Below are 18,080 nucleotides of genomic sequence, written 5' to 3' on the forward strand. Positions count from 1 at the left end.
AGCCGGGCACCCCGCCCGGCTCCGCCAAACCTGATCAGGCGTCGTCGGAGGACTCCTGAGCGGCTTTGTGTTCCGGACGCATGGCCGGGAACAGAATCACGTCACGGATGGACGGGGAATCGGTCAGCAGCATGGCCAGGCGATCGATACCAATGCCTTCGCCGGCGGTCGGCGGCAGGCCGTATTCCAGCGCCATCACGTAATCCTCGTCGTAGAACATGGCTTCGTCGTCACCGGCGTCCTTCTCGGCCACCTGGGCACGGAAGCGTTCGGCCTGATCCTCGGCGTCATTCAGCTCGGAGAAGCCATTGGCGATTTCGCGGCCACCCACAAACAGTTCGAAACGCTCGGTGACGAACGGATCACTGTCCTTGCAGCGCGCCAGAGGCGACACTTCCTTCGGGTAATCGATGATGAATGTCGGCTGCATCAGGCGGTGCTCAGCGGTTTCCTCAAAGATTTCCACCTGGATCTTGCCCAGCCCCCAGATGTCTTTCACCTGAATGCCCAGCTGTTTGGCCAGGTCGGTCGCCTGGGCCTTGTCCGCCAGCTGCTCCCGGGTGACTTCCGGGTTATGACGCAGGATGGCGTCAACCACGGTCAGACGTTCAAAGGGCTTACCAAAATCGTATTCAACCGTTTCCTCGGTGCCGTCTTTCAGCACCCGGGTATTGGTCACCGTCGGGTTACCCAGGACCTCTTCCGTGATGCGCCGGAGCATGTTCTCGGTCAGATCCATCAGGTCGTTGTAATCGGCAAAGGCCTGATAGAACTCGACCATGGTGAACTCGGGGTTATGACGGGTGGACAGCCCTTCGTTACGGAAGTTGCGGTTGATCTCGAACACCCGCTCAAAACCACCCACCACCAGGCGTTTGAGGAACAGCTCCGGGGCGATGCGCAGGTACATGTCGATGTCCAGCGCATTGTGGTGAGTGATAAACGGGCGGGCGGTGGCGCCACCGGGGATCACCTGCAGCATGGGGGTTTCCACCTCCATGAAGTCCCGCTCGGTAAAGTACTGGCGCATCACGTTGATGATTTTGGAACGGGCAAAAAAGACGCGACGGCTGTCCTCGTTCATCATCAGATCAACGTACCGGTGACGATACCGGGCCTCGGTATCCGTCAGGCCCTTGTGCTTCTCCGGCAGCGGGCGCAGCGACTTGGTGAGCAGTACATACTCATCCATGGTCACATACAGATCGCCCTTGCCGGACTTGGACAAGGTGCCCCGAACGCCAACAATGTCGCCCAGATCCCAGTGTTTGGTGTCTTTCTGGACGTCCTTGGAGGCGTAAATCTGGATGCGGCCAGTCATGTCCTGAACCACCTTGAACGCCTTCCGGTCGAGCATCATGCGGCCGGCAATGGCCACCTGGATACCCATGGACTCCAGCTCTTCCTTGGTCTTGTCACCGTATTTCTCCTGCAGTTCGGCAGCGGTGGCATCACGTCGGAAGTCGTTGGGAAACGCATTGCCCTGTTCGCGCAGGTTCGCCAGCTTGGCGCGACGCTCGGCAATCAGCTTGTTGTCCTCGTGCTGTGCGGCATTCTGGGTGTGTTCAGTCATCTAGTCTCACCAGGAAAGTCGGTTGTCCGGATTGGGTTTGAAGGCGCCGGTTACAGCGCCATCTTCAGACTGGCTTCAATAAACTTGTCGATGTCGCCATCCAACACCGTCTGGGTGTTGCTGGTTTCCACCTTGGTGCGCAGATCCTTGATGCGGCTGTCGTCCAGCACGTAGGAACGGATCTGGCTGCCCCAGCCGATATCAGCCTTGGCGTCTTCGGCCTTCTGCTTCTCGGCGTTGCGCTCCTGCATTTCGCGCTCGAACAGCTTGGCCTTGAGCTGTTTCATGGCCTGGTCCTTGTTCTGGTGCTGGCTCCGGCCAGCCTGACAGGCCACAACAATCCCGGTCGGGTTGTGAGTCAGTCGTACCGCAGATTCGGTCCGGTTGACGTGCTGACCACCGGCGCCGGAGGCACGGTATACGTCCACGCGCAGATCGGCCGGATTGATCTCGATCTCAAAGCTGTCGTCCACTTCCGGGGAGACAAATACCGAGGAGAAGGACGTGTGCCGACGGTTACCGGAGTCGAACGGGGACTTACGCACCAGGCGGTGCACACCGGTTTCGGTACGCAGCCAGCCGTAGGCGTATTCGCCCTGGATGTGGATGGTGGCACTCTTGATGCCCGCCACGTCGCCTTCCTGCAGTTCGACGATCTCGGCCTTGAAGCCACGGCGCTCGGCCCAGCGCAGGTACATACGCAGCAGCATGTTGGCCCAGTCCTGGGCTTCGGTGCCGCCGGAGCCGGCCTGTATATCGAGATAGGCATTGTTGGCGTCCATTTCGCCGGAGAACATGCGGCGGAACTCGAGCTTTTCCAGCTCTTTGTCCATGGCGTCCAGGTCAGCCTCGATGTCATCGACCGTTCCGGCGTCGTCCTCTTCCACGGCCATTTCGAGCAGGCTTTCGGCGTCGCCCAGGCCGTTGGTGAGGTTGTCGATGGTGCCAACGATCAGTTCAAGGTCGGAGCGCTCTTTGCCAAGAGCCTGGGCACGATCCGGGTCGTCCCAGACGGTGGGCTGTTCGAGTTCGCGTTCGACTTCGGTCAGTCTCTCGCTACGCTGATCGTAGTCAAAGATACCCCCTCAGCGCTTCAGTGCGCTCGCGAAGCTCTTTAATCTTCGTCACTATGGGATTAACTTCCATGGAATCTCTTCTCGCGTTGGGAAATGATGCGATGAAATCAGGGGGCGGATTCTACCGGATTTTGGCGGTTAAATCAGCTGTTAGCTGGTAGGGAGTTGGCGCACCTGGTTCGTTTTGAGTACTGCTGACTTGGGTGCAGGCACAGAATGAGGATGAGCTTTCCGGGAGACGCCGTGAATACGTCCGTGTAGGCTTGACGAAAACATCCCTGTTTTCGACACTCCCGGAAAGCTCATCCTCACCCTGCGCCCCGATTCTGTTCGGGGAGTCCAAAATGCTTCAGTCCAGCGGCTCCAGATAATCCACCAGCAACTGCAGATTGGTCCGACCACGGAAGGTATTCGCATCCGGCTTGTACACCACCCGTGCGCCAGTGAGGGTAAAGTCCGGCACTTCCGGCCCGGTATTAAAGGCGATGCCGTCGATGATGCCGCCCCCTTCGAAAGGCTGCAGCACCAGTTTCAGGTGGTTTTCACCCACGATGCGCTGGCTGACCACACGGAAGTTGCCGTCGAACACCGGCTCGGGGAAATGCTGCCCCCAGGGTCCGGCGCGTTTGAGCAGGTAGGCGGTGTCGAGGTTGAGTTCATCCGGCGCCAGGGGACCGTCGGTGGTGATGGCCGCTTCCAGGTCTTCGGCTTGCAGGGTGTCGCGCACGGCCTGGTCGAAGGCATTACTGAAACGCTCCAGATCCGCCCGGGCAATGCTCATGCCGGCGGCCATGGCGTGGCCGCCGAATTTCTTCATCAGGCCCGGGTGTCTCGCATCCACGGCGGCAAGCGCATCGCGGATGTGCAGGCCGGGGATGGAGCGGGCGGAACCTTTGAGGTGTTCGCCGTCGTCGTCCGGGGCGAAAGCGATCGTAGGCCGATGGGTCTGTTCCCGGATACGGGCGGCGAGAATACCAATCACACCTTGGTGCCAGTCGTCGTCGAACAGGGCCAATCCCCAGGGCAACCCTTCCAGATCCAGCGACATGGACGCCAGAAGATCCTGGGCCTGGGTTTTCATTTCCTTTTCGATGCTGCGCCGTTCCCGGTTAAAGTTATCCAGCTCACGGGCCAGACGCTGGGCTTCATCGCGGCTGTCCGCGAGCAGGCAAGCAATGCCGATGCTCATGTCGTCCAGCCGGCCAGCGGCGTTCAGGCGCGGGCCCACCACAAACCCCAGGTCGGTGGCGCTGATTTCGGTGTAGTCGCGGCCAGCGACTTCCAGCAACGCCAGGATGCCGGGGCGGGCTTCGCCCTTGCGGATGCGGCGGATGCCCTGCTCCACGAAGATGCGGTTGTTGTGGTCCAGCGGCACCACGTCCGCGACCGTGCCCAGGGCCACCAGGTCCAGCAGGTTGCCCAGATTGGGTTCGGGGGTGGGCAGGCGGTTGTTGTCGCGCAGGTATTTGCGCAGGGCGGTGAGCACGTAGAACATCACGCCCACACCGGCCGCGTTCTTGCTCAGGAACGGGCAGCCGGGCTGATTCGGGTTCACGATGGCATCGGCATCCGGCAGTTCATCACCGGCCAGATGGTGATCGGTAATAACCACTTTTATCCCCAACTCCCGGGCCGCACGCACACCATCAATGGCGGAGATGCCGTTATCGACGGTGACCAGCAGGTCCGGCAGCTCGCCTTCTGCCTCCAGTCGCTGGATGATGCCCGGCGTCAGGCCGTAGCCATCGGCAAACCGGCTGGGAACCCGGAAATCGATGGACTCAATGCCGAACATGGAAAGCCCCAGCATGGCCACGGCGGTGCTGGTTGCCCCGTCGGCGTCAAAATCGCCCAGCACCATCACCCGCTGTTTCCGCTCTATCGCCTCGGCAAGCAGCTCCACCGCACGATCGATACCCCGCAATTCCATGGGGGATGCCAAGTATTTCAGGGTATATTGCAGCTGCTCGTCAGAGTGTACGCCACGCGCAGCGTACAGACGGCGAAGAATGGGGGGCAGGTTTTGTCCCCAGCCACCTTGTTCGGGCGGCTGGGGGCGGCGCAGGATCTTCTTTGGCGTCATGCCGTCAGGCGTTCTTCCAGTGTTTGGCCATGAAGCCCTGAACCTCGGAAAGGTTGTTGTCCAGAACGGTATAACGTTCTTCCCGATCGAACAGGTCGGCCATGTGAACGGGCAGCTCCGGCTTCACACTGACACCGGACTCAGCGACAGCATCCGGGAACTTGGCCGGGTGCGCCGTGCCCAGGGTGATCATGGGCACCGAAGCGTCGCGACGACAGTTGCGGGCAGCACGCACGCCGATGGCGGTATGCGGGTCCAGCAGGTATTCGTTCGCCTCGAACACTTCGCGAATGGTGTCGCAGGTGCCCTTGTCGTCCACGGCTTCGCTGTCGAACAGCTTGCGGGCATTCTTCCAGCGGTAGTCGGCAATACTGACCGGGCCTTTGCTGGCACTTTCCAGCAGTTCTTTCACCGCCGCACCGTCACGGCCGTGCAGGTCGAACAGCAGCCGCTCAAAATTGCTGGAGACCATGATATCCATGCTCGGCGACAGGGTGTGCTCGAGCTGGTGCTGCTCGTACTTGTTGCCACTCATGAAGCGGTGCAGGATGTCATTCTTGTTGGTGGCGATCACCAACTGGCTGATGGGCAGCCCCATCTTTTTCGCCAGATAACCGGCGAAAATATCGCCGAAGTTACCGGTAGGCACGGAGAACGCCATGCTTCTGTCCGGGCCGCCCAGGGACAGGGACGCCTGGAAGTAGTAGACAATCTGGGCCATGATCCGGGCCCAGTTGATGGAATTCACCGCTGCCAGCTGTGTCTTGCCGCCCAGGAAGCTCTGGTCGCCAAAGCTTTCCTTGACCATGCGCTGGCAATCATCAAAGTTGCCCTTTACCGCGATGTTGTGGATGTTGTCGCCCGGCACGGTAGTCATCTGCCGGCGCTGCACTTCCGACACGCGCTGGTACGGATGCAGGATGAAGATATCCACGTGTTCGCAACGACGGCAGCCTTCGATGGCGGCCGAGCCGGTATCACCGGACGTGGCTCCCATAATCACCACATGCTGCTTGCGCTTTTCCAGCACGTAATCGAGCAGGCGGCCGAGTAACTGCAGGGCAAAATCCTTGAACGCCAGTGTCGGGCCACGGAACAGCTCCATCACCCATTCGTTGGTGTCCAGCTGTACCAGCGGCGCAACCGCCTTGTGAGCGAAGACGCCGTAGGTTTCTTCCAGCATCTGGCGGAAATCGGCTTCGGAAATCGCCTCTTCGACAAACGGGTACATGACGTTGAACGCCAGCTCGGCGTAGGACAGCCCGCGCCAGCTACGGATTTCTTCCAGGCTGAAGTGCGGCAGGGACTCGGGCACATACAGCCCGCCGTCGCTGGCCAGACCGGTCAGCAGGACATCTTCAAAACCCAGGGCCGGGGCCTGGCCCCGTGTACTGATGTATCTCACGTGCGTACCTGTCAGTTGAAGTTTTCAGCGCGGATGCGGATCACTTTGCCATCGATGTCACCCAGGGACTCCATGTCGGCAATGGCCAGGTTCATCTGGCGCTCCTGTACGGTGTGGGTCAGGATGATGACCGGAATACGGCCGTCCTTGAACTCCGATTCCTTCTGCATGATCGACTCGATATTGATGCCATGCTCACTGAGGATAGAGGCAATCTTGGCCAGTACGCCCGGGCGATCCAGGGCCTGGATGCGCAGATAGTAAGCCGACTGGATATCCTCCATGGACAGCACCGGCAGGTCCTCCATGGCTTCGGGACGGAACCCCAGGTACGGAACCCGCTGGTCGCTTGCGGTGGCCACCGCACGGGCCACATCAACAATATCGGCAATAACGGCAGAGGCGGTCGCCTCATCACCGGCGCCCGGGCCGTAGTACATAGTCTGGCCGACCGCATCCCCGTCCACCATGACCGCATTAAGCACGCCGTCCACCTGGGCGATCAGGTGGGCCTTGGGAACCAGGGTCGGGTGCACGCGCAGCTCGATGCCTTCCTCTCGCCGACGTGCGATCCCCAGGTGCTTCACCCGATAACCCAGTTGCTCGGCATGGGCAATGTCATAGGGCGTTACACCGGCAATACCTTCGGTGTAGGCTTTTTCGAACTGCAGGGGCACACCAATTCCGGAGGACGCCAGGATGGTCAGCTTGTGGGCAGCGTCGATGCCTTCCACATCAAACGTCGGGTCCGCCTCGGCATAGCCCAGATCCTGGGCTTCCTTGAGCACCTCGGAGAATTCTCGACCGGCACGCATTTCCGTCAGGATGAAATTGCCGGTGCCATTGATGATGCCGGCGACGGTGTCGATGCGATTCGCGGCCAGGCCTTCGCGTACGGCCTTGATCACCGGAATGCCGCCGGCAACACCGGCTTCATAGGCCACCACGACCCCCGCCTTTTCAGCCGCGTCGAATATCTCGTTACCGTGCACGGCGATCAGCGCCTTGTTGGCAGTGACCACGTGCTTGCCGTGGCGAATGGCGGACATGACCAGTTCTTTGGCTGTGTCGTACCCGCCGATCAGTTCGACCACAACATCCACATCGGGATCCTGGACCACATCAAAAATGTCGGTACTGAACGGAATGTCGCCCAGCTCGAGGTCGTCACGATTGCGACGACTGGCGACCCGGGCAATCCGGATGTTGCAGCCAGCGCGACCCGCAATAAGCGCGGCGTTGCGAGTCAGAACGTTGAATGTACCGCCGCCAACGGTTCCCAGTCCGCAAATTCCGACATTAACGTCTTTCAAACTCTCACCTCTGATCCCGATGGGGTGCTAATGGATTACAACAAGGGCGCATAGTATACCGATTCAGGGCGCTGTGAATAAGACCTTCGGGAGTCGCAGCTCAGAGCAACCCAAGTCCCTGGGCCAGGTTCCGGGCCGGCACATAGCCCCGCACCATGTTGCCATCTTCCAGTACGATGGCTGGCGTGCCGGTCACGCCAACCTCCTGACCCAGACGGTATTGCGCCTCCACCGGGTTGTCGCAGGAAGCCTGGGGCGGACGTTCGCCGCTTTTGGCGGCGGTCATGGCGGACTGCGGGTCGTCGCTGCACCAGACCGACTCATACTTGGCCCAAGAGGCAGTCCCGGGACCGGAGCGCGGGAAAGCATAGTAGTTCACCGTGATACCGAAATCGTTCAGTTGCGGCACCTCTTCATGAAGCTTGCGACAGTATGGGCAATCGATATCGGTGAACACACTGATCACAGCCTTCTCTTCACCAGCCGCCGGAAAGCGGATCACACCCTCGGTACCAAATGCCTCCATTTTCGCCAGCCGGGCATCGGCCCGGGCCTGCTCGCTGACATTAACCACACCCTGACTGGTGATTTTGAGCATATCGCCGGTCAGCACATACTGGCCATCGGCAGTGCTATAGAAGGTTTCACCGGCACTGCTCTGAACCCTGTAGAGTCCAGCCGCTTCGGACTCTTCAACCGAGGTCACATTAAGGCCCGGAACCGCCTCACTGATCTTGCGGGCGATCTGGTCCTGAGCCTCATCAGCCAGGGCCGGGGTAACCGCAGTGAACGCCAGGATCAGCGCCGCGATGAATGCTGAGATGTTGAGCTTCATGAGTGATTGATACCTTTGGTCTTCAATGGATTTTTCATTGCCCGGCTACTGACCAAGCCGATAGCTGCGACACCGTACAGCCGATAAAGTTCATCGGCCTCACCCTCTCGGGTGATGAGCCAGATGCAGATCCTGCAGTCTCTGGCGGGCCACATGGGTATAGATCTGGGTTGTCGACAGGTCCGAATGCCCCAACAGCATCTGAACCACCCGAAGGTCAGCGCCATGGTTGAGCAGATGCGTGGCAAAGGCATGACGCAGGGTATGAGGAGACAGGTGCTTGCGGATGCCGGCCCGCACTGAATACTGTTTGATACGGTACCAGAACGCCTGGCGAGTCATGGCGGTGCCGCGGTTGCCCGGGAAGAGCGCGTCACTCGTCCGGCCACGTAGCAACTCGCCACGCGCGTCCCGCATGTAGGTCACCAGCCAGTCGACGGCCTCCTCGCCCAGAGGGACCAGACGGTCTTTTCCGCCCTTGCCCCGGATTCTCACAACGCCCTGGCGAAGGTTCACCTGATCCACGGTCAGCCCGGTCAGCTCGGAGACCCGGAGGCCGCAGCCGTACAGGATCTCAAGCATGGCGCGGTCCCGGAGCTCCAGAGGCTCGGCAGTGTCGGGCTCGGCCAGAAGGGTTTCAACATCTTCCTCACTCAACGAGTCCGGCAGGTGTCGGGGCAGGCGGGGGCCCTCAATGCGCAGGGTCGGGTCTTCAGAGATCAGCCCCTCCCGCTTCAGAAAGCGGTAAAACCGGCGAACCCCGGATAACCGGCGCGCGGCCGTACTGGTCTTGAGGCCGGCCGCCAGGCTATCCGACATCCAGGCGAGCAGATCTGTACGGGTCGCACCCGCCAGCGACGGCGCCCCCGGGCGGGCCTCAAGCCATGCCGACAGACGCAACAGGTCACTGGCGTACGCCTTGCGTGTCTGCTCGCCCAGACCGTCTTCCAGCCAGATGGCGTCGGCAAATCGGGTAATCAGCTGTTCATCCTCAGCCCTGGGCAAAACCGGCTCTCCTGTTGAGACTATCCGCCGCCATTAGAACACAAAAAAAGCAGCCCCTTGAGGCTGCTTTTTCTGGTACTGCTCCGGAACAGGTCCGAATCAGTTGAGCTTTTCCTTGATGCGGGCTGCCTTGCCAGACAGATCACGCAGATAGTAAAGCTTGGCCTGACGCACATCGCCACGACGCTTCACGCTGATGCTGTCGATCAGCTTGGAGTAGGTCTGGAAAGTACGCTCAACACCCACGCCGTAAGACACCTTACGAACGGTGAAGGAAGAGTTCATGCCACGGTTGCGCTTGCCGATGACCACACCTTCGAACGCCTGCAGACGCTCACGGTTGCCCTCGGTAACACGAACCTGTACGACCACGGTGTCGCCCGGCGCGAACGCAGGGATTTCCTTGGTCATCTGTTCTGCTTCAAGTTGACTGATGATGTTGTTCTTGCCGCTCATCGTAATGCTCCTGATACCCAATCTATCAATGCCCTGATCACTCAGTGGCACCCGGTTCATTCATAATTTCTTCCAGAAGCCGACGCTCTTCCTCCGACAATTCCCGCTGTTCCAGCAGGTCGGGGCGTCGCTCCCGGGTTCGCCTCAACGATTCCTTCAATCGCCAACGCCGGATCTGTTCATGGTGACCGCCCAAGAGAACCTCCGGCACCGCCTGACCTTCGTATACTTCGGGCCGGGTGTAGTGCGGACAATCCAGCAAACCGTCAGCAAAGGAATCCTGCTCCGCTGACTGCGCATGACCCAGCGCTCCGGGGATGAGGCGTGTAACCGCATCAATTACGGCCATGGCCGCCAGTTCGCCGCCGGACAGGACAAAATCCCCCAGCGACACTTCCCGGTCGACTTCCGCCGCTATCAGGCGCTCATCAACACCTTCATAACGACCGGCAACCAGAATCAGCTGTTGTTCAGTGGCCAGAGATTCAACCACGGACTGATCCAGTTTTTCGCCCTGTGGCGACAGATAGACCACACAGGCCTTGCCGGGTGCCGATGCCCGGGCCGCATGAATGGCATCCCTCAGCGGCTGAATCTTCATCAGCATGCCGGGGCCGCCGCCATAAGGCCGGTCATCCACGGTACGGTGACGGTCGTGGGTAAATTCCCGGGGATTCCAGCTCTGGAAAGTCAGAAGACCTTCACGAACCGCTCGCCCGGTAATGCCATAATCCGTCACTGCCGAAAACATGTCCGGAAACAGACTGACTGCGCCTATCCACACGGTCAGAACTCCGGATCCCAGTCAACCACCATGCGGGAGGACTGGAGATCCACTTCCTTCACCACCTGATCCGGCAGATACGGAATCAGACGCTCACGCTGGTCAACGGACCCGGTTGCTGCCCGGACCACCAGAACGTCATTGGAACCTGTTTCCATCAGGTGATGAACCTTTCCCAGATTCTCACCTTCAACCGTGACCACCTCGAGACCCTCGAGCTGATGCCAGTAAAACTCCCCTTCGGGCAGCTCCGGCAACGCCTCAGTGGCAACCCGGATTTCCGCGCCGCCATAGGCACGAGCCTGATCACGATCATCTACACCTTTAAGCTTGATGACGATCCCCTGCCCCTGGCGGCGACCATCTTCAAGCTTTGCGGGAATACGCTTGCCGTCCAGAACCAGCGTCCAGTGACGGTAGTTCAGTATTCCCTCTCTGGGATCGGTATAGGAATAGACCTTGAGCCATCCCTTGACCCCAAACACCGAGGTAACCTGGCCGATCACAGTTTCCTGCGAATGCTGTGTCATGCCTGCAAACCCCGGTTACTGAATGCGATTACTCAGCCGTCTTCAGCAGCTGCGCAACACGCTCGGATGTCTGTGCACCCTGCTCCAGCCAGAAGTTGACGCGATCACGGTCAACACGCAGGCGCTCTTCCTGGCCGCGGGCAATCGGGTTGAAGAAACCGACACGCTCGATGAAACGACCGTTACGGGCGTTACGGCTGTCAGCGACTGTCAGATGGTAGAACGGGCGCTTCTTGGAGCCACCACGAGCCAAACGGATTGTTACCATTTCGACCAATATCCTGTTCTGTTGTGCAAACTTTGTACGATTCCCGGCACCTGAAATGCGGCTTACGGGAAGACCCATACTCGAAAGGGGCGCTATTCTATGCCAAAAAAGCCCCAATGAAAACAGGGAAACGCGCAGGTTCCCCATTTTCCGCATAAGGCTTTTTACATACGCCCAAACGGTGGCATGCCACCGCCTCCACCGCCGCCGCCCGGCGGCATCATGCCACCCATGCCGCGCATCATGTTGGCCATGCCACCCTTCTTGCCCATCTTCTTCATCATCTTGGACATCTGCTTGTGCTGCTTGAGCAGACGGTTCACATCCTGAATCTGGGTGCCCGAGCCGGTGGCGATCCGGCGCTTGCGGGAATTATTGATGGAGTCCGGATAACGGCGCTCCTTGGGCGTCATGGAGCAGATAATGGCTTCCATCCGCCCGATGGACTTGTCGTTGACCTGCTGCTGGGCCGCCTGGGCCATCTGCCCCATACCACCGGGCAGTTTGTCGAGCATGCCCCCGATACCACCCATTTTCTTCATCTGCTGCAACTGGTCGCGGAAATCCTCGAGATCAAAGCCTTTGCCCTTCTTGATCTTCTTGGTCAGCTTCTGGGCCTTCTTGTGGTCCAGCTTGCGTTCCGCTTCCTCTATAAGGGAGAGCACATCGCCCATGCCCAGAATGCGGGAGGCGACCCGATCCGGATGGAAGGGCTCCAGGGCATCGGTTTTCTCACCAATACCCAGGAACTTGATCGGCTTGCCGGTAATATGACGCACAGACAGTGCCGCACCGCCACGGGCATCACCATCGGTCTTGGTCAGAACCACACCGGTCAGGGCCAGGGCATCATTGAACGCCTTGGCGGTATTGGCCGCATCCTGACCGGTCATCGCATCAACCACAAACAGGGTTTCGACCGGGTTCACCGCTTTGTGCAGGCGACCGATCTCTCCCATCATGTCCTCATCGACATGCAGACGACCGGCGGTATCGAGAATCACCACGTCCACGTGTTTTCGACGGGCAGCCTCAATGGCGCCATTGGCGATATCGACCGGGTCCTGCTCGGTGGTGCTGGGGAAGAATTCCGCCTCCACTTCACCGGCCAGGGTTTCCAACTGTTTGATGGCCGCCGGACGATAGACGTCCGCACTCACCACCATCACCGATTTCTTCTCACGCTCTTTAAGGTAACGGGACAGCTTGGCAACCGTCGTGGTTTTACCGGCGCCCTGCAGACCCGCCATCATGATCACGGCAGGCGGACGGGTCGCCAGGTTGAGGGCTTCGCTGCCATCCCCCATGACCCGCTCCAGCTCCTGCTGGACAACCTTGACGAAGACCTGGCCCGGCGTAAGGCTGCGCTGGACTTCCTGACCGATGGCCCGCTTACGAACACCCGCAATGAAATCCTTGACCACCGGCAACGCGACGTCGGCCTCAAGCAACGCCATGCGCACTTCACGCAGCGTGTCCTTGATATTGTCGTCGGTCAGTCGCGCCTGACCGGAAATCTTGCGCAAACTGCCGGATAACCGATCCTGGAGATTTTCAAACATAGTGCTCTTCCGTACCCCGGAGAAATTGTTCATACAGGTCAAGAAGGCCAACCGGGCCGCTTGATTCCTGTTGCATAATCGCGACATTATAACCAGACTAAGGAGCCTCTGAAACGACCGATCGGTTCAAATCTGATCAGACGCGTACCTGCTTTCATTTTTCAGCCACAAAAAAGGACGTCATGGGAACGCTGATTCTCGCGGTTACTGCTCTTTTCCTGTACAGCGTCGGCACGGCACTGCAGGCTTTGCATTTCCGGGGGCGGGTGCATACCAACCTGGCCATCACCACCCTGATCGGCGTTCTGGCATTGATCGCCCATGGCCTGCTCATCGCCCAGACAGTCCACCTTCACGGCGGCTTTGACCTCAGCTTTTTCAAGAGCTCGGTACTGATCTCCTGGCTAGTGGTCTTCCTGCTTCTGGGACTGAATCTCACTAAACCGGTTGGCAGCCTGTTCCTGGCCGGTTACCCGATCGCGGCGATCACCATCGTCATGGCGCTGACCACACACACACCCTCCAGGCTCGTGCCAGACCAGAGCTATGGTGTGCTGTCACACATCGCTCTGTCAGTAACGGCCTACAGCCTGTTCACCCTCGCCGCCATCCAGGCCATTCTGCTGAACCTGCAGAACCGCCAGCTGAAACACAATTACAACAGCCCCCTTGTGCGCAACCTTCCGCCCCTGCAAACCATGGAGTCGCTGCTGTTCGAGATGCTCTGGGCCGGTGTCGTGTTGCTGGTACTGGCCATTGTCACCGGTGCCCTGTTCATCCATGACCTGTTTGCCCAGGATCTGGCCCACAAAACCGTATTCTCCCTGTTGTCCCTGGTGGTTTTCGTGGCCCTGCTGGTTGGCCGCTACACCAAAGGCTGGCGCGGCGTGACCGCAAGCCGCTGGACTCTCGCCGGCTGCCTGCTGCTGATGATCGCCTACTACGGCAGCAAGTTCGTCCTGGAACTGGTGTTTCACCGGGGCGGCTGACGCCCCGCGCCAGCCACTTGACAGTCCTCGTCCCGAAACCCTATTTTCCTGAGTCGACCGCCATAAAAGGACACCTCTTTTGAACGAAACATCGCTGACCGCGCTGTTCATTCTGCTCGTCGCCCTGATTGCCCTATCAGCCTTTTTCTCAAGCTCCGAAACCGGCATGATGTCGCTCAACCGGTACCGCCTGAAACACATGGCGAAGACCGGGCACCGAGGCGCGCGCCGGGCACAGGGACTGCTTAACCGGACCGATCAGCTCATTGGTGTCATCCTGATCGGCAATAACTTCGTCAACATCCTGGCCTCCTCGATCGCCACGGTTATCGCCATCCGGGTCTGGGGTGATGCCGGAATCGCCATCGCCACGATCCTGCTGACCATTGTCATCCTGATCTTCGCGGAAGTGACCCCCAAAACCCTGGCAGCCCTGTTCCCGGAAAAGATTGCCTTTCCTGCCAGCTACGTGCTCGGGCCATTGCTGAAACTGCTCTATCCGCTGGTCTGGTCCGTCAACCTGTTCACCTCCGCGATACTGCGCCTGCTCGGCATTTCCTCCTCCCAGGCGGCAGAAGACCACCTGAGCCGGGAAGAACTGCGCACCGTGGTCAACGAAGCCGGCGCCCTGATCCCGGCACGCCACAAGGACATGCTGGTGGGCATCCTGGATCTGGAAAAAGTGACAGTGAACGACATCATGGTTCCCCGTAACGACGTCATCGGGATCGATCTGGACGACGATACCGACACCATCCTGCGGCAGCTGCGCAGCAGCCAGCACACGCGCCTGCCGGTGTTCCGGGGCGACATCAACAACATTGAGGGCCTGCTTCATCTGCGCAGCATTGCTCGCCTGCTGCGCGAAGAGGAAGTCACCAAGGAAATGATCATCCAGCTCTGCCAGGAACCCTACTTCATACCGGAAAGCACGGCCCTGAACACCCAGTTGCTGAATTTCCAGAAGGGCAAGCGCCGCTTTGGCATTGTGGTGGATGAATACGGCGATGTCCTGGGCCTGGCGACACTGGAAGACATTCTTGAAGAAATCGTCGGTGAGTTCACCACGGACTACGCTGCCACCTCGCCGGACATCATTCCCCAGGATGACGACACCTACATCATCGACGGTGGTGCTGCGGTGCGCACCATCAACAAAACTCTCGGCTGGAAGCTGCCCACCGACGGCCCCAAAACCCTCAACGGCCTGATCACCGAGACACTAGAGAACATTCCGGACACCAACGTCTGCCTGAAAGTCGGCGATCACCGCATCGAAGTTCTTCAGATTAAGGACAACGTGGTCAAGGCGGCTATTGTCCACCCCAGAATCCACCTCCGCCCCCCGAGACCCGAGGCGGCACAGGCCACGGAAACCGAAAACCGGGATTGATCAGCCTGTCGACAGGAACCCTGTCTCAGGTTTGCCAATTGCAGTGTCAATTCCAGATGAAATGCGCTAAATTTGATCAATAATCAGAACAGCATTAACAGCAGCAGGCTCGGTCATGTATCCGGTTGAGGCGTAAACAGGAGTCGGCCATGAACAAACAGTCCGGCATACATTACCTTAGCGAGCACAGGGAAGCCGCCGATGGCCGGAATGTGCCGCAGGAGGTCGTTCGGATTCGCGATACCGTGATCGCGAGCCTGGGTGATCTGTTGCAGGGTGCTTTTGACGCCGTGGACGATTCGCTCTTTGAGCTGGCCAATAACGCCCGCAGCAACAACGAGCAGAACCGGTACTTTGAGGCCATGCGGGAGATCCGCATCAAGCGCAAGGGTATCGAGCGCCAGTTCCAGACCGCTACCTCCCGTCTATTTGTCAAACCACCGGCGACGGGTAATCTCAATCAGGAAACAGCCACCAGAACCGCCAGCCCGGACAGCCTTTCGCTGTTGGACAACGACGATCTGGAAGAGCAGGTAGCGCTGAATGCCATGATCACCAAGGCCAACGCCCATTTCCAGGGACCTTTAATCCAACTGCAGGCCCGATTCAGCGCTGTCTATCCGGACGCCTCTGATACCGCGCCGGTCAATCCCATGGCACCGGAGCATCTTTGCCGGGCTTTCAGCGAGGCGATCCAGTCTCTCGACATCCAGATCCGGGAGCGACTGATCGTTCTCAAACAGTTTGACCGGTATGTGGTCTCCAATCTGGGCATGTTACTGGATGAAGCCAACCGCATTCTGACCCAGGCCGGCATCGTTCCCAATTTCCGTTACCAGGGTAAAACCGGTCAACAGAGTGTCAGCAAGCCACAGGCGACACCGTCGGAAACAGGCCGTGGCACGACCACCGTCAGCCCGGGGCAGCGCGCCGAAACCGCAGCAGAAGACAGCGCCCTTTTTGAACAGATCCAGCAGATTCTGGCCCACCAGAGAGCCAACAACGGCCGGGCCTCCCGCCATCAGGATCCGTCTGTGCGGGTGGTAAACAGCCAGGAACTGGCCTCGGTGATCACCGCACTGAATGCCAGGCATTCACTCCCGGAGTCCGGCGACCTGAGCGAGGGCGAACCCATCACCCTGGACCTGGAACAGCTGGTCCGGCAGTTGCTGGCACAACAACAGACCGGATCGGGCAATACCAGCCCCGCCCTCGAGGAGAAAGACGAGGACCTGATCAACCTGGTCTCCATGCTGTTCGAATTCATTCTGGATGACTACAACCTGTCGGCGCCGGTACAGGTTCTGATCAGCCGGTTGCAGATCCCGGTTCTGAAAGTGGTCATCAAGGACAAGAGCTTTTTCAGCCGCTCCGGCCACCCGGCACGCAAGCTGCTCAACTCCCTGGCCAGGGCCGGCATCGGCTGGAGCAGCAGCGACGAAAAGGCCCGGGACAAACTCTACAACCAGATCCATAACATCGTGCACCGGATACTGAACGAGTTTGACGGCGACATTGAACTGTTCGAAACCCTTAATCGCGAGTTTGAACAGTACCTGGAGCGGGAGAATCGCAAGGCATCCCTGGTGGAACAGCGAACCCGTGAGTCTGAACGGGGCCGCATCAAGTCCCGCAAGGCCCAGGAGGAGGTCGACAGCATACTCCAGGAAAAAACGGCACCTTACCAACTACCGGAATCCGTTCAGGACATACTGATGAACGGCTGGAGTCGGGTCATGTTCCTGGCCTATCTGCGTAATGATGCCGACCACCGCTGGACTGAAACCGTGAAGGTCGTCGATGATCTGATATGGTGCCTCCACCCTCACGAAGACGACGAGGAACGGGACCAGTGGGTGCGGGTTGTGCCCGGACTGCTGAAAACCCTTCGCGCAGGCCTGAAAGAAGTCTCCTATAACGCCAACCGTCTGGACGAGGTCATGGCCTCTCTCAAGCATGAGCTGGCTGGAGCCTTCCGCACACGGTCAGCCATACAACCCCGAGACGAGACCAGAGCCGAGCCTCCAGGGCCCGAAACAGAGCCTACCACTGAACCGAATGGCGATGACGACGCAGCCATTGCGGAATTCATGAGCCAGATTGACAGGCTGAACACTGGCGACTGGGTGGAATTCCGGCTGGTCAACGGAACAAGCTTCCGCTGCAAGCTGTCAGCCATTATCCGGGAAGCGGACTGCTTCGTTTTCGTGAACCGTATGGGGCTGAAGGTTATCGAGAAAACACGGACCGAACTGGCCCACGAAATGCGAAAAGGCCGCCTGACGCTACTGGAACAGGGGGCCTTGATTGACCGAGCGCTGAACGCTGTGGTGGGTAACCTACGGGCCCACAGCGCCTGAACCGGGTGGGGCCAAATCGGGCCGCGCGAAGGGTTCCCGCGCGGCCGACGGTCAAATCAGGCTTCAGCCTGCTTTGCCGCTTCTTTCACCATGGTGGCCAACTCGCCACTCTCTGACATCTCCATAATGATGTCGCAGCCACCGACCAGCTCACCATTAATGTACAGCTGCGGATAGGTTGGCCAACTGGAGTAGACTTTCAGCGCCTCGCGCAGTTCCTGATTGTCCAGAATGTTAACGAACGCAAAGCGCTCGCCACAGGCCATCAGCGCCTGCACTGTGCGGGCCGAGAAGCCACACTGGGGAGCCTGCGGAGAACCCTTCATGTAGAGGATGATCGGGTTCTCTTCAAGCTGGCTCTTGATGGTTTCATTGATGTCCATGAACATGCACCTCTGAATAAATATCGCGAACGCCGCGGACGGCTCTTGCCAGTTATTGTACACGT

16 protein-coding genes are annotated in these 18,080 nt (G+C 59.2%); 3 read left to right on the forward strand and 13 right to left on the reverse strand.

Going from position 1 to position 18,080, the window contains the following annotated elements; genetic code table 11:
• Positions 1-34: 34 nt before the first annotated feature.
• The 12 genes from lysS to ffh all read right to left on the reverse strand — a co-directional run bounded on the left by lysS (position 35) and on the right by ffh (position 12,890).
• On the reverse strand, positions 35-1,573 hold the full coding sequence (lysS, locus tag HNR38_RS09985) for a lysine--tRNA ligase (protein WP_183703171.1): 1,539 nt from the start codon (positions 1,571-1,573) through the stop codon (positions 35-37).
• A gap of 50 nt (positions 1,574-1,623) precedes the next feature.
• Positions 1,624-2,719, reverse strand: a protein-coding gene (gene prfB / locus HNR38_RS09990) for a peptide chain release factor 2 (protein WP_183703174.1) whose coding sequence is annotated in 2 segments (ribosomal slippage) — positions 1,624-2,646 and positions 2,648-2,719 — 1,095 coding nt in all. Because the reading frame shifts where the segments join, the coding sequence is not laid out codon by codon here.
• Between the two features lie 279 nt (positions 2,720-2,998).
• Positions 2,999-4,732, reverse strand: coding sequence for a single-stranded-DNA-specific exonuclease RecJ (recJ, locus tag HNR38_RS09995; protein WP_183703177.1), 1,734 nt, complete (start codon positions 4,730-4,732; stop codon positions 2,999-3,001).
• A 4-nt stretch (positions 4,733-4,736) separates the two neighbouring features.
• Positions 4,737-6,137, reverse strand: coding sequence for a threonine synthase (thrC, locus tag HNR38_RS10000; protein ID WP_183703180.1), 1,401 nt, complete (start codon positions 6,135-6,137; stop codon positions 4,737-4,739).
• A gap of 11 nt (positions 6,138-6,148) precedes the next feature.
• On the reverse strand, positions 6,149-7,450 hold the full coding sequence (locus HNR38_RS10005) for a homoserine dehydrogenase (RefSeq protein WP_183703183.1): 1,302 nt from the start codon (positions 7,448-7,450) through the stop codon (positions 6,149-6,151).
• A 100-nt stretch (positions 7,451-7,550) separates the two neighbouring features.
• A complete protein-coding gene (locus HNR38_RS10010; RefSeq protein WP_183703186.1) occupies positions 7,551-8,285 on the reverse strand; it encodes a DsbC family protein in 735 nt (244 codons plus the stop codon).
• Between the two features lie 99 nt (positions 8,286-8,384).
• Entirely contained in the window at positions 8,385-9,290 is a 906-nt protein-coding gene (gene xerD, locus HNR38_RS10015) for a site-specific tyrosine recombinase XerD (protein ID WP_183703189.1), read from the reverse strand.
• Between the two features lie 99 nt (positions 9,291-9,389).
• Entirely contained in the window at positions 9,390-9,746 is a 357-nt protein-coding gene (rplS, locus tag HNR38_RS10020; protein WP_183703191.1) for a 50S ribosomal protein L19, read from the reverse strand.
• 37 nt (positions 9,747-9,783) lie between these two features.
• Positions 9,784-10,530, reverse strand: a complete 747-nt coding sequence (gene trmD, locus HNR38_RS10025; RefSeq protein ID WP_183703194.1) for a tRNA (guanosine(37)-N1)-methyltransferase TrmD — start codon at positions 10,528-10,530, stop codon at positions 9,784-9,786.
• 2 nt (positions 10,531-10,532) lie between these two features.
• Positions 10,533-11,060 (reverse strand): ribosome maturation factor RimM, encoded by a 528-nt coding sequence (gene rimM / locus HNR38_RS10030; RefSeq protein ID WP_183703198.1) that lies wholly within the window; start codon positions 11,058-11,060, stop codon positions 10,533-10,535.
• 28 nt (positions 11,061-11,088) lie between these two features.
• A complete protein-coding gene (gene rpsP, locus HNR38_RS10035; RefSeq protein WP_183703200.1) occupies positions 11,089-11,328 on the reverse strand; it encodes a 30S ribosomal protein S16 in 240 nt (79 codons plus the stop codon).
• 164 nt (positions 11,329-11,492) lie between these two features.
• Entirely contained in the window at positions 11,493-12,890 is a 1,398-nt protein-coding gene (gene ffh / locus HNR38_RS10040; RefSeq protein WP_183703202.1) for a signal recognition particle protein, read from the reverse strand.
• Positions 12,891-13,072: 182 nt separating this feature from the next.
• Between ffh and HNR38_RS10045 the strand changes: the two genes are divergently transcribed.
• The 3 genes from HNR38_RS10045 to HNR38_RS10055 all read left to right on the forward strand — a co-directional run bounded on the left by HNR38_RS10045 (position 13,073) and on the right by HNR38_RS10055 (position 17,632).
• A complete protein-coding gene (locus tag HNR38_RS10045) occupies positions 13,073-13,879 on the forward strand; it encodes a cytochrome C assembly family protein (protein ID WP_183703216.1) in 807 nt (268 codons plus the stop codon).
• 79 nt (positions 13,880-13,958) lie between these two features.
• On the forward strand, positions 13,959-15,272 hold the full coding sequence (locus tag HNR38_RS10050; protein ID WP_183703220.1) for an HlyC/CorC family transporter: 1,314 nt from the start codon (positions 13,959-13,961) through the stop codon (positions 15,270-15,272).
• Between the two features lie 149 nt (positions 15,273-15,421).
• Positions 15,422-17,632: a DUF1631 domain-containing protein gene (locus tag HNR38_RS10055; protein WP_183703223.1), complete on the forward strand. Its 2,211-nt coding sequence runs from the start codon at positions 15,422-15,424 to the stop codon at positions 17,630-17,632.
• A gap of 56 nt (positions 17,633-17,688) precedes the next feature.
• Here HNR38_RS10055 and grxD read toward each other — a convergent pair whose 3' ends face one another.
• A complete protein-coding gene (grxD, locus tag HNR38_RS10060) occupies positions 17,689-18,015 on the reverse strand; it encodes a Grx4 family monothiol glutaredoxin (protein WP_183703226.1) in 327 nt (108 codons plus the stop codon).
• Positions 18,016-18,080 lie beyond the last annotated feature (65 nt).

It is taken from the genome of Marinobacter oulmenensis (assembly GCF_014201735.1).
GTDB classification, from domain to species: Bacteria; Pseudomonadota; Gammaproteobacteria; order Pseudomonadales; family Oleiphilaceae; genus Marinobacter; species Marinobacter oulmenensis.

What these genes read in the sequence shown, in the direction of transcription:
- lysS (WP_183703171.1), bottom strand. Translation starts at nt 1,573, where the DNA reads ATGACTGAACACACCCAGAATGCCGCACAGCACGAGGACAACAAGCTG.
- recJ (WP_183703177.1), bottom strand. Translation starts at nt 4,732, where the DNA reads ATGACGCCAAAGAAGATCCTGCGCCGCCCCCAGCCGCCCGAACAAGGT.
- HNR38_RS10010 (WP_183703186.1), bottom strand. Translation starts at nt 8,285, where the DNA reads ATGAAGCTCAACATCTCAGCATTCATCGCGGCGCTGATCCTGGCGTTC.
- rplS (WP_183703191.1), bottom strand. Translation starts at nt 9,746, where the DNA reads ATGAGCGGCAAGAACAACATCATCAGTCAACTTGAAGCAGAACAGATG.
- rimM (WP_183703198.1), bottom strand. Translation starts at nt 11,060, where the DNA reads ATGACACAGCATTCGCAGGAAACTGTGATCGGCCAGGTTACCTCGGTG.
- rpsP (WP_183703200.1), bottom strand. Translation starts at nt 11,328, where the DNA reads ATGGTAACAATCCGTTTGGCTCGTGGTGGCTCCAAGAAGCGCCCGTTC.
- ffh (WP_183703202.1), bottom strand. Translation starts at nt 12,890, where the DNA reads ATGTTTGAAAATCTCCAGGATCGGTTATCCGGCAGTTTGCGCAAGATT.
- HNR38_RS10045 (WP_183703216.1), top strand. Translation starts at nt 13,073, where the DNA reads ATGGGAACGCTGATTCTCGCGGTTACTGCTCTTTTCCTGTACAGCGTC.
- HNR38_RS10055 (WP_183703223.1), top strand. Translation starts at nt 15,422, where the DNA reads ATGAACAAACAGTCCGGCATACATTACCTTAGCGAGCACAGGGAAGCC.
- grxD (WP_183703226.1), bottom strand. Translation starts at nt 18,015, where the DNA reads ATGGACATCAATGAAACCATCAAGAGCCAGCTTGAAGAGAACCCGATC.